We start from the raw sequence: 11,087 nt of genomic DNA, 5'->3' as shown, positions 1-11,087 counted from the left end.
GTCAGTTTATGATTATCAGCCCACCGCTTTTGAAAGCGAAAGATGCCCATGAAACTGATGCGGCCTGGATTGAAAGAGTCATGACCGTAGTTGACCGCCGTGGGTATCCGGTTAACGGTTATGGTTCGTGGCATGGCGGAATACATATACGTCAGACTGACGAAGGGAGACCTGCTGAGAGCGTGCGGGCGATAGCGGATGGTACCGTCGTTTCACTCCGCAAAAGCTCAGACAAGCGCGATCAGGCACCATTTAACATCAACGCCGATAAACCCAATACAAAGGGGAGTGATGATGGTTATGTGCTGATAAAGCATGAAACCGAGATCGGTAGCAGTGATGAAGCAAAAGTGGCTTTCTACTCCCTATACATGCACCTGAAGTCGCTGGCTGAAACTGTTAAAGCCGGTGAGAAAGTTTACCGTAAGGATCCGTTAGGCCTTCCGGGCATGGTGGATGGAGTCAATGCTTTCCATTTCCAGATTTTCTGCGATGACGACAACATCAGCAAGCTGACGGGCAGGAAATCAGGAGAGCTGGATATTTCGAAGAATGGCCGCACTGATGCAGTTTACGGTGATATTCACTTTTATCTGCCTCCGCAGACAAAGTTTTATGACAAGGCCCCCGCAGATAACAGCACGTCTATCACCGGACTTTCTGAGCTCTATACCAGCAATGCGCCTCTTTATGCCAGCATGACTCTGGCCCAAGGCAACTGCACGATGGTAACGCGGCAGAAAAATACGCAGGTTGACGGGAAATATGATCTGCTGGGCGAGCCACTGGTTAATGCTGATGGTAATGACTACGAATACAATCTCTATAAAACCGCGATGCGGAATTATAAGGAAAGCCCGAGTGCCGGGTTCGAATTACTTCGCTTTGGGCGGGTAATCAACACGGACAATGAAACCCTGGTACCGGCAGATGCGCCATTATGGATGACGGTCAATTACCCGGGGGGAAAGGGGGTAGTCAATCTTGCTGATTCCGGTATTAAAAAGTTTAGTGACGCTGATTTCCCTCACTGGACGGGCTGGCAGTTGGTTGATGACGATAGTGACAGCGACAGCCAGTGTAATTCAGCCGCTATTAAGAAACTTCAGGAAGATGGTGAGTTCGATAACCAGTGCGGAAAGCTAATCTGCCATTTCCCGTTTGAATGGGAAAAAAGTACGATCGACACCCGCTTCTCGTGGCTGAAAACGGGAAGTGAAGAGCATGATTCGATGACGGATGAAGATTACGCAAAATTTAAAGCTCATGCAGAAGCGCTGTGCTTTGAATCAGCATTCAGTAGCGGAAGCCTTTGGCACTTCAATCCTACTAAACTTATAAATAATTTGAGAGCGTGCGGTTGGCTTAGCCATGAAGAAATTTCCTCCATGATTCCAAGGAAATATTATGAAGGCTACCCCAGCAAACCAGTTAATGTGACAGTTCCATGGGCTACTTCGTTTGGTAGGTGGGAGAAGTATGTGAAAGATTTTAACAATACGTGTAATAAGTACAATATAATATCCCCGCCAAGACGTTCTGCATTTTTAGGACAGATTTATATTGAGACTGGAATGCTCAGGACAATGATTGAAGGCGGAAAGGGGCGGAAAAATAGCAAAGGAAAGTTTGTATCCCCAGCGGCTGAGTATTATCAGCCATTTTATGGCAGAGGTTTCATGCAGCTAACTTGGCCACAAAATTTCGATGACTATAGAAAATTTAGAACGAAAGTGAAGTTACCTGATGAAACTTCAGGGTATGTTTACGATGATAGTCGAATAACAAATGTAAGTGAACACTACTGGGCAGATCCAAGAAAGACAGTTGTAGATAAACATACTCATGAAAAACACACTGTTATTGACGATGAACTATTAAAAAGATGGTACCCACGTTACGATCCTAAAATTGTTGCTGAAGATTCGTTTTGTGCAACTGACAGTGCTGGTTTTTATTGGGTTTCAAAACATCATAGTCACGAAATTAATATTAATCGAGTCCCGGATAATGGAATTACGTCAGAATCAATTGGTAGATGTTCAGTTCTAGTTAATGGTGGCGGGTATGGGTATTTTGAACGACAGGCCTATACACGGTATGCGTTCTACTATTTAAATGATGCCGTAACAACAAATGCCAAAGAAACAGTTCAAGTACAAAAAGGTCGTAGTACTGTAAAAATCACTGTTGATTACACTAGGCAGTGCAAGTGAGATGGCGGTTAATTATGAATAATACAATTTTACTGTTGGGTTTTGTTAGTGCCATTAATTTTTTTTCATTGGGTGCGTCTGCGAATGATGTAGATGTATTATCGGCAGTTAAAAGCTACACCTTCAAGGATGGAGAACCTTACGGCCTATCACAAGTATATCAAATTGATGCACCTGACACCGGTTTCCCTCCTTATTATATTTTCCAGAAGTTAGGTAAAGGGAACGCATACCCATTTGTTTTTAATCGCGAAGGACTACCTGGTAAAGATGAGCCATACAGCCGGTGTAACGTAGTGCTCAAAGTTAATGACCAATATCTCATACCAAACAGGAATTATAAATCTGGATATGCCGAAGATTCTGAACCATGCCTCGGCATCGATAGAATGCAGATTATTAAAGGTAACAAAGATATTAAATGGTATGTGACCGAGGCTTTATATCAGTCAGAAGGTGATACACCAGATAAAACTGAAGAAATATATTTTTATTCTGACAGTTTTTTTTGCTTCTCAAAAGATTATAGTTCAAAACTAGCTGTAGGCAAAATTAAAATAAAAGACCTCGAGAGTTTATCTGTGGATGGGAAAAACGCCGAGGAGTGTGCTAAATAAAACTCAGTGGTGATGCTAATTTACACTAGGATCGCGTTAATAATGAATAGAGCTCAAGCTGACAGGTTTTATTAATACACTACATATTATTTTATTGTAGAGACACTATCGCAGAAGGGGATAATTAGAGTATCTCATATATAGATGGACTAACAAATGAATCTTATTATTTCAACAATTGCAGGTTTTTTTATTTCATTTAATGCATATGCATCAGGTGTTACATTAAATGGAACTGACTCAATAACCGTTGACATTAACAATCATACAAAGACTCTCAAGTTTGATACTGTTATCAATGGCTATAGTGTTAAATGTAGTGGTGATAAAATAATTCTCTGGGGTAAGTCGAAAATAATTAATGAGGGCAATCCCCAGGATACAAATGTGATTCTTGTAGATTTAGATCACAGATATAAAAAGATTGAAAAGAGTGTGAGCGAAGGTGTTTTTAGCATTGATTTTATAAAAGGAAAGGATCTCGCCTATATCGGAACCAATCAGGGGTTGTTTTTTAATCTTGCAAATGGAAATTTGAAGCCAGTTGGGTCAGAATTTGACCCTACGGATGATAATAACTTTGAAACGTGCGACAAAAATAGCTCGTGGGAATTTAATAGATATCCTTGAGCAACACCCCGTGTAAGCCCTGCTGGAGAATCATTCAAAATTCCTAATGATACTATCATGAAATATATTTTTTCTTCCTGTGCATTTTTACAAAGATTGCAATTGGATGTGATTATTGCATTTTAGATGTTAATAGTGCAAAAAAACTTTCTGCAAAGGTTTTGCTGAAAGATAATGATTCGTTGGAAGTATCAGTTTTAGAAGCCGGCAAGCAGGTTAATCTAAAAAATGTTGATGTGTCATCGGAGAAAGAAAACCACATTACATTTGAAGATTACAATCGTGATGGCTATAAGGATTTTAGTATTTGGCATCTGGATGAGGGAATGGGCACTTATAAAATCTATAGATTATTTGTCTTTTCTCCTGCTGAAATAAAGTTCAAAGAGAAAAAGCCTGCATGTGGCGATAACTTTGTTAACGTAAGGGTTGAAGGCCATGATCTGATTAATATGATTTATGACGATAACACTCCAAAGTCATGCTCTATCGCTCTCAAAAGTCTTAAATGACTGCATTCGATATATAAGTGAGAGATATAGAGTTAAAGATATATTTAATTGGAAAATTGTATCAATGGTCGAAGCCTGGTGAAAAGTTAAATATCATAGTCATTAGGACACCCATGTAAGTATGTAAGCACAGGACGTAATGTTATGAAAAAAGTTTGCATGCCATTCATTATCGGTTTCAGTTCTTTCTCTATGGCTTCTGTTCTTGCTGCTGACGCAGGGTTTGTTCCTGTAACTAGAGCCCTGTCATTTGATTCAAGTGCCAACATTTCTTCGTCATCCAGTTTTGATGCATGCAATATGCATTTTAGTGATTTTAAATACCCCGCATTGTCTGATGATGAGTACTTCAAAAAAAAATCACCAATATCGGAGTGGACTTGCCTGTATTCTGGTGAAGCATTTGAAGCAGGATATGATGTACAGCAAGTTAACAACAAAGGGGTCAGTGTTAGTGCCGCTGATAATAAAATTGTTTATGACTACAAGAATAAGTTATGGAAATCAATTCCGGATGCCACATATGTGAAAAATGGGAAGGCAAATCATCTATCTCTATTTCAAGTTAAAAGCAAAGATGCATCTGGTTTTATGGCTGTTAATGCCATGGCGAAACTTAAAGATGGAACGCTAGGGCAGAGTGTTTATTTTTGTTTGATACATAAAAATAATGCCCTATGTGGTTCTGGTGTTAATTCTTCGGATGATAAAGGTGAAGAACTATCTAAAGAAACATTGAAGTTGCTTGAGAGTATTTCATTTGATGGTGACTAGCCTTAGTCAAAATTTCGAAATTTTAAAGCATGAGCATATGAATGTCGTATTCCCTGAAAGATCTTCCGAAATGTTATTCCCGGCAAGTTCCACCTAAAATATCCCGTTGGCTTGCCGTATTGGTGGCGATGCTGGTCATCAGCGTGATCCTTATGCGGATATTCGGACGATACATCGATAACAGTCACTTTTGGATGTTGGCCATTGGCACACCATTAGTTGTGTGGATTGTGTGTTTCACTATTCGCATGTGGGCCTGGTCATTACAGGACAGTAAAGCGAATGGTTTTGACCGGCGTCGGGAGCAATGGATCCTAAGTGAGACCCGTAGGGCTCGTCGTGCACTTCAGGTTTTGAATACGACATTTATTACAGCCCATCAGGAAGACGAACAGCGTTCTGTTGCTGATGATATGCTCAATAATCACAGCATTATCATTTCGCAGCCGGACTGGAAAGGCGAAAAAAGCAGGAGGCTGAGCCGTATTACGGCAGAACCAGAAGATACTCCTGGATTGGTTATCTCACGTCTGTTTTCAGAGCTGATTGCCGATCTTCCAGTTCGCCAGTTTCCTGAGAACGCTTCGCTTGTTGTCATCCTTGATGTCTCGTCATCTCTGCCATTCCCTGCTGTCAGAAATATTTGGCAGGAAGCTTGGCAGGAGAGTGGCATAACCTGCGCGCTTGAGTACACAGACAGCAATGGGCCGGGGGTAGTCAACCACTGGCTGGATCACCGCATCAAAGATGATGCGATGTTGTTGATTGTTGGCCTCCAGATTGATCCGGTTGTTTCAAACAATACTGCTGAGGCAGCCGTTACTCTGCTTCTTGGCAACCGCCTGACCCAGGAGGCACTCGAACCTCTCGCGTTGCTGCACCGGCCAGATGCTGCTCCAACCGGTGAGCTGAGGGAGGGGATGAACATGGCCGCCTATAACGTCCCGCTCAAAGAAAACATCGTCAAAAATTTATGGCTTGCCGGGCTGACGGGTGAGCAGCGTGCAGAAGTTATTGAGTGCCAGAATGCGCACCCTGCGCAGTTTGTAGAGGACGAAGCCGTCATTTCGCTCGATACATCTATGGGACATGCCGGTGCCGCGGCCCCCTGGCTGGCTATTGCTGCCGCCACCGAAATCGCCCGACAAACTCAGTTACCACAGATGATTATCTGCGGTGATACCACACAGAATGTGCTGTGGAGCACGCTCATTACCCCGATTGCTTCCCGACAGGAGATGGATCCGTGAAGCTACCTTTAGCACCGAAGACTACGGAAGGCCGCTATCTTGCTGTCGCATTGATTTTCTTTTTGCTGTTAGCCGTTATGACTTTCATGGTCTGGAAGCATCCGGATATAGCCGGGATTGAATACGGAAGTCAGCAGCAAATTTACTGGCTTATTGCCGGCGGATGTATTTCAGGCTGCGCCCTTATCGTATCCGTAGTGCTTCTGGCGGCGGTACGCAATGCCGGCAAACAGGAGTTTAATGCGCTTGTCGACAACACCAACGGTGATGATGAGAAAAAGAAGCGGGAAAATGATAAAGCGCCTGTTCACCCTGCGGTGGCCATGTGTAACAAGATTCGGGGTCATCTCTGCTCCCGTATTGGCCTTTACTGGCGTCGTAAAACCCGTCTGTTGCTCATCACTGGCGATGAGGTGGCAATCGAGCAGCTGGTACCCGGCCTGCAGGAAAACCAGTGGCTTGAAGGTAACCGTACCGTTCTGATTTACGGCGGCAGTCTTACTGCTGAGCCCGATAAGGAAAAATACGCCGCGCTGCGTAAACTGCGCCGCGGGCATCCACTGGACGGTATTGTACGTGTCATGCCGCAGTCGCTTAATCTGACCCCACAAATCAGCGACAGCGATTTACGCGGACTGGAAAAAATCAGCGAACTGCTTCGTTACTCCGCCCCGGTCTGGCTGTGGAAACTGTGTGACAGCACCTGGTCGCAGGCAAAACGCACTGAGCAGCCGGTAGGGGCCAGTTTCCCACTGCGTGCCAGGCCTGACGATATTACCCGCCAGCTTGAGCTGATGCTGCCGGCCCTGCGAACGCAGGGGGTGAGTCAGGTTGCTGAGAACAATGGTCACGACTTCCTGTTGCGCCTTGGCCAGCACCTCAAAGACGGCGGTATCGCCCGCTGGGCTCAGCAACTGGTGTCATGGCTGTCTGTCTCACAGCAGCGCGTTCTGCTGCGTGGCCTGATGTTCAGCCTGCCGGAGAATAAACCCGCCGCTATCGCAGGAGAAACCGTCGGTGCTGCACCTGCCGAGGCTGAGAAATATATCCCGGAATCACAACGCCATGCGCTGACCCTGCCGGTGATCTGGCAGGGGATCATTGATGATTGTACCCATGTTCGTGGCCGCCGTGTTGGTATGGCCTGGGAACAGACGCTGGCCTGGACGCTGATGGCCATTGTCGGTGTCTGGGGGGCGGGGACGCTGCTGTCGTTTGCGGTCAACAGGATGCAGATTGTTTCTGTCGCTGAGCAGGCTCACGCCCTGGTGGAGCACCCTTCCGTTTCGGATTACCAGCTGACGGCGCTGCATACCCTGCGTAATGAAGCCGGCCGCCTGCAGCACCGTATTCAGGAAGGCGCGCCTTGGTATCAGCGCTTCGGTCTGGACCATAACCAGCAGCTACTCGACGCGATGCTGCCCTGGTACGGCGTGGCGAACAACCGCCTGATCCGCGACCCGGCAAATGACGCCCTGACGCAGAAGCTCAGCGTGCTGGCTGGCTCCGCTCCCGGCAGCGACCAGCGTTCACAGCTGGCGAAGCCGGGCTATGACCAGCTGAAGGCCTGGCTGATGATGGCCCGTCCGGATAAAGCCGATGGTGCGTATTACGCTCAGACCATGAAAGCCGTGCAGCCGACGCGGATGGGCATTTCAACCGGCCTGTGGCAAAGCCTGTCGCCGGATTTATGGGCCTTCTACATCTCTGAACTGCCAAAGCAGCCACAGTGGAAAATCACCCCTGAGGCACAGCTGGTCAGCCAGAGCCGTCAGGTGCTATTGCAGCAGATTGGCCGCCGCAACGCAGAAAGCACACTGTATGAAAACATGCTCAAATCCGTACGCCGTAATTTTGCCGATGTGTCTCTGGAGGACATGACCAGCGGTACCGATGCCCGTCGCCTGTTCACCACCGAGGAAGTGGTGCCGGGCATGTTCACCCGTCAGGCATGGGAAGGGGGGATTCAGCAGGCCATTGAGAAGGCGGCAACGTCGCGCAAGGATGAAATCGACTGGGTGCTGAGTGAATCCCGCAAAGCCGTATCGGCGGACCTCTCCCCGGAGGCGCTCAAAGCGCGCCTGACAGAGCGTTACTTCACTGACTTTGCCGGCAGCTGGCTGAGCTTCCTTAACAGTCTGCGCTGGAACCCGGCAAACAATATTGCGGACGTTACCGACCAGCTGACGCTGATGAGCGATGTCCGCCAGTCTCCGCTGATTGCCCTGATGAATACCCTCGCCTGGCAGGGACAGACCGGTCAGCAAAGCGAAGGCCTTTCAGACTCAATCATCAAATCGGCTAAAGACCTCGTAGGCGGAAAAGACAAACCCGCGATTGACCAGTCAGCGTCAGGCCCACAGGGACCACTGGATGAAACCTTCGGCCCGCTGCTTCAGCTTCTGGGTAAAAACAACGGCAGTAACGTCATGTCGGCTGACAACTCTCTGAGCCTGCAGACCTATCTGACTCGTATCACCCGCGTGCGTCTGCGCCTGCAGCAGGTGGCCAGCGCCTCAGACCCGCAGGAGATGATGCAGACCCTGGCGCAAACCGTTTTCCAAGGCAAAAGCGTGGACCTGACCGACACCCAGCAGTACGGCAGCCTCATTTCGGCAAGCCTTGGCGAGGAGTGGAGCGGATTTGGCAGCACGATGTTTGTGCAGCCTTTGACCCAGGCCTGGGAGACCGTACTTCAGCCGTCGGCAGCAAGTCTGAATGACAAATGGAGTCGCTCAGTTGTGGCTAACTGGCACACGGCATTTGACGGGCGCTTCCCGTTCGCCGCGAGCAAGAGCGATGCCTCCTTGCCAATGCTGGCCGAATTTATACGTAAGGACAGCGGGCGTATTGAACGCTTCCTGACGACTGAACTCAGCGGTGTGTTGCACAAAGAGGGCAGTCAGTGGGTACCGGATAAGGTTAACAGCCAGGGGCTGAACTTTAACCCAACGTTCCTGCGGGCGATTAATCAGTTGAGCGAGCTGTCAGACATTCTGTTTACCGATGGCAGTCAGGGTATTAGTTTCGAGCTGCAGGCACGCCCGGCACCGCAGGTAGTGGAAACTCAGTTGTCCATTGATGGGCAAAAGCTGCACTACTTTAACCAGATGGCCGACTGGCAGTCCTTCCGCTGGCCGGGAGACACTTACAAACCAGGGACAATGCTGACCTGGACCACGGTCAACGCCGGTGCGCGTCTGTTTGGGGATTACAGCGGGACGTGGGGCTTTATTCGCTGGCTGGATCAGGGCAAGCGGCAGCAGCTTGACCGTAGTCAGTGGATGGTGAGCTTCACCGCCTCCGATGGCCGCACCCTGCAGTGGGTAATGCGCTCACAGCTGGGCAGCGGGCCGCTGGCATTACTGGCACTGCACGGCTTCACGCTGCCGGAACAGATCTTCAGTGTCGACAGCGCCGCCACGGCTCAGGCGCTGATGGCCAGTGCCGGAAACAGTGACATGGATGGAGTCGAATAATGAGCACACTGCAGAATCTGGTCGTGGCCTGTCAGGCTGACGACACGCAGCTGCGGCAACAGGCGCAAACACGCACGGAAAACTGGCAGGCCTGGCTTGCTCCGGTAAGTGACACCAGTCCTGCCGGAGAAGACCCTGGCTATGACGACGATTTTCAGCGTATCCGGGAGGAGGTCAATAAGCTTTCCGGCATCGATACCGGGCTGATTTGTACGCTTGCCGAAAAACTGCTGACCAGCACTGCCAAAGATATCCGGATCGCCACCTACTACTGCTGGGCGCGTTTGCACCTGGACGGGGAAACCGGATTTGCCGAAGGGCTTGAACTGCTGGCGGGATTGCTACAGTGCTATGGAACGCAGCTTCATCCTCAGCGTGAGCGGAGCCGTAAACCGGCGCTTGAGTGGCTCGCAGGCTCCCGTGTTCTAGACAGCCTGTCACTCTGGCCGGAAGTGGTACGCGACGATGCACTACGCACTACCGGTGCGCTGCTGCTCATTCGCCACAGTCTGGAGTCAGAGCCGGAAGCGTCGCGGCCAGAGCTGAATACTCTGTACAGCGCGCTGGAATCTCGCCTGATGAAAGCCGGTGGTGTGGATGCTGTGGTGCCACAGAACGCCGGTAACAAGGCACAGTCACAGACCTCCACGCACACGACGGAGCCTGACGCGCCGGTTCTGAGTCGCATTACCTCCGGTCAGGATTTGCTGGCTCAGGCCCGTACACTGACAGGATATTTGCGTGATCAACCCGATGGCTGGCTTGCCGCCCACCGGTTGATGAAAAGCCTGCGTCATGACACGCTGAGCGCTATTCCGGCCCCGGATGCTGAAGGAAAAACGCGCATTGAACCGCCGCGCGCTGACCAGCGGGCCATGCTCAAACGCCTGTACCTGCAGCAGAGCTGGCTGGAGATACTGGAACAGGCGGACAGTACCTTCTCGCGTGGCGCCAATCACCTCTGGCTGGATTTGCAGTGGTATATCCACCAGGCCCTGATGAAATCGGGACAGGATGTGCTGGCTGATATCATCGCCGCCGACCTGAAAGGGCTGCTGTGTCGCCTTACCGGGCTTGAAACCCTGGCCTTTAATGACGGTACGCCGTTTGCCGATGAGGTCACGTTGAACTGGATAAACCAGAGCGTGCTGGACGATATGTCCGGCTGGCGGGATGAGCCAGTCAGTGCCGACAGTGGGGATAAAAACGATATTCTGGCTCTTGAGCCGGAAGCGCTGGAGAAAGCGGATACTGATGGTCTGGATGCCACACTTCACTGGCTGCAGACTCGCCCGGGCGCCGACTCCGCAAAAGACAAATGGCTGCTGCGTCTGCTGATGGCCCGTATAGCCGAGCAGAAGGGCAAAAATGAACTGGCGCTGCATTTGCTGGGTGAGCTCGACAGTGCCGCACAGTCAATCACCCTCACGCAGTGGACACCGGCACTGCTGTTTGAAGTGAAATCGCGTCGCCTCAGACTGCTGCGCATGAAAGCCACACGCAGTGAAACCGATAAATCACGACTTCAGCCCGAGATGGATTTACTTCTGTCCGGTCTGATTGCGCTCGATCCGGCAAGCAGTGCAGTGCTTTGCGGATAACCCGGACA

8 protein-coding genes are annotated in these 11,087 nt (G+C 49.4%); all 8 read left to right on the top strand.

The features are described from left to right. Window positions 1-8 precede the first annotated feature (8 nt). The 8 genes from V1603_RS20385 to tssA all read left to right on the top strand — a co-directional run bounded on the left by V1603_RS20385 (window position 9) and on the right by tssA (window position 11,079). Window positions 9-2,216: a M23 family peptidase gene (locus tag V1603_RS20385; RefSeq protein ID WP_395313184.1), complete on the top strand. Its 2,208-nt coding sequence runs from the start codon at window positions 9-11 to the stop codon at window positions 2,214-2,216. Window positions 2,217-2,230: 14 nt separating this feature from the next. Then, complete coding sequence (locus V1603_RS20380) at window positions 2,231-2,833, top strand: hypothetical protein (RefSeq protein WP_395313183.1); 603 nt, start codon at window positions 2,231-2,233, stop codon at window positions 2,831-2,833. A 156-nt stretch (window positions 2,834-2,989) separates the two neighbouring features. After that, entirely contained in the window at window positions 2,990-3,463 is a 474-nt protein-coding gene (locus V1603_RS20375) for a hypothetical protein (RefSeq protein WP_395313182.1), read from the top strand. A 161-nt stretch (window positions 3,464-3,624) separates the two neighbouring features. Then, window positions 3,625-3,975: an XAC2610-related protein gene (locus V1603_RS20370; RefSeq protein WP_395313181.1), complete on the top strand. Its 351-nt coding sequence runs from the start codon at window positions 3,625-3,627 to the stop codon at window positions 3,973-3,975. Between the two features lie 144 nt (window positions 3,976-4,119). Further along, complete coding sequence (locus V1603_RS20365; protein ID WP_395313180.1) at window positions 4,120-4,749, top strand: hypothetical protein; 630 nt, start codon at window positions 4,120-4,122, stop codon at window positions 4,747-4,749. A gap of 41 nt (window positions 4,750-4,790) precedes the next feature. Continuing rightward, a complete protein-coding gene (locus V1603_RS20360) occupies window positions 4,791-5,999 on the top strand; it encodes a hypothetical protein (RefSeq protein ID WP_395313179.1) in 1,209 nt (402 codons plus the stop codon). Continuing rightward, complete coding sequence (locus V1603_RS20355) at window positions 5,996-9,478, top strand: ImcF-related family protein (protein ID WP_395313178.1); 3,483 nt, start codon at window positions 5,996-5,998, stop codon at window positions 9,476-9,478. Before V1603_RS20360 ends, V1603_RS20355 begins: the two co-directional genes overlap by 4 nt. Next, entirely contained in the window at window positions 9,478-11,079 is a 1,602-nt protein-coding gene (gene tssA / locus V1603_RS20350; RefSeq protein WP_395313177.1) for a type VI secretion system protein TssA, read from the top strand. The genes V1603_RS20355 and tssA overlap by 1 nt, the downstream gene beginning before the upstream one ends. The last annotated feature ends 8 nt before the right edge of the window (window positions 11,080-11,087 follow it).

It is taken from the genome of Enterobacter sp. ECC-219, assembly GCF_043966805.1.
Lineage (GTDB): Bacteria > Pseudomonadota > Gammaproteobacteria > Enterobacterales > Enterobacteriaceae > Enterobacter > Enterobacter cloacae_N.
Note: the sequence above shows the minus strand (reverse complement) of the source record. Positions and strands in the feature narration are given on the sequence as shown.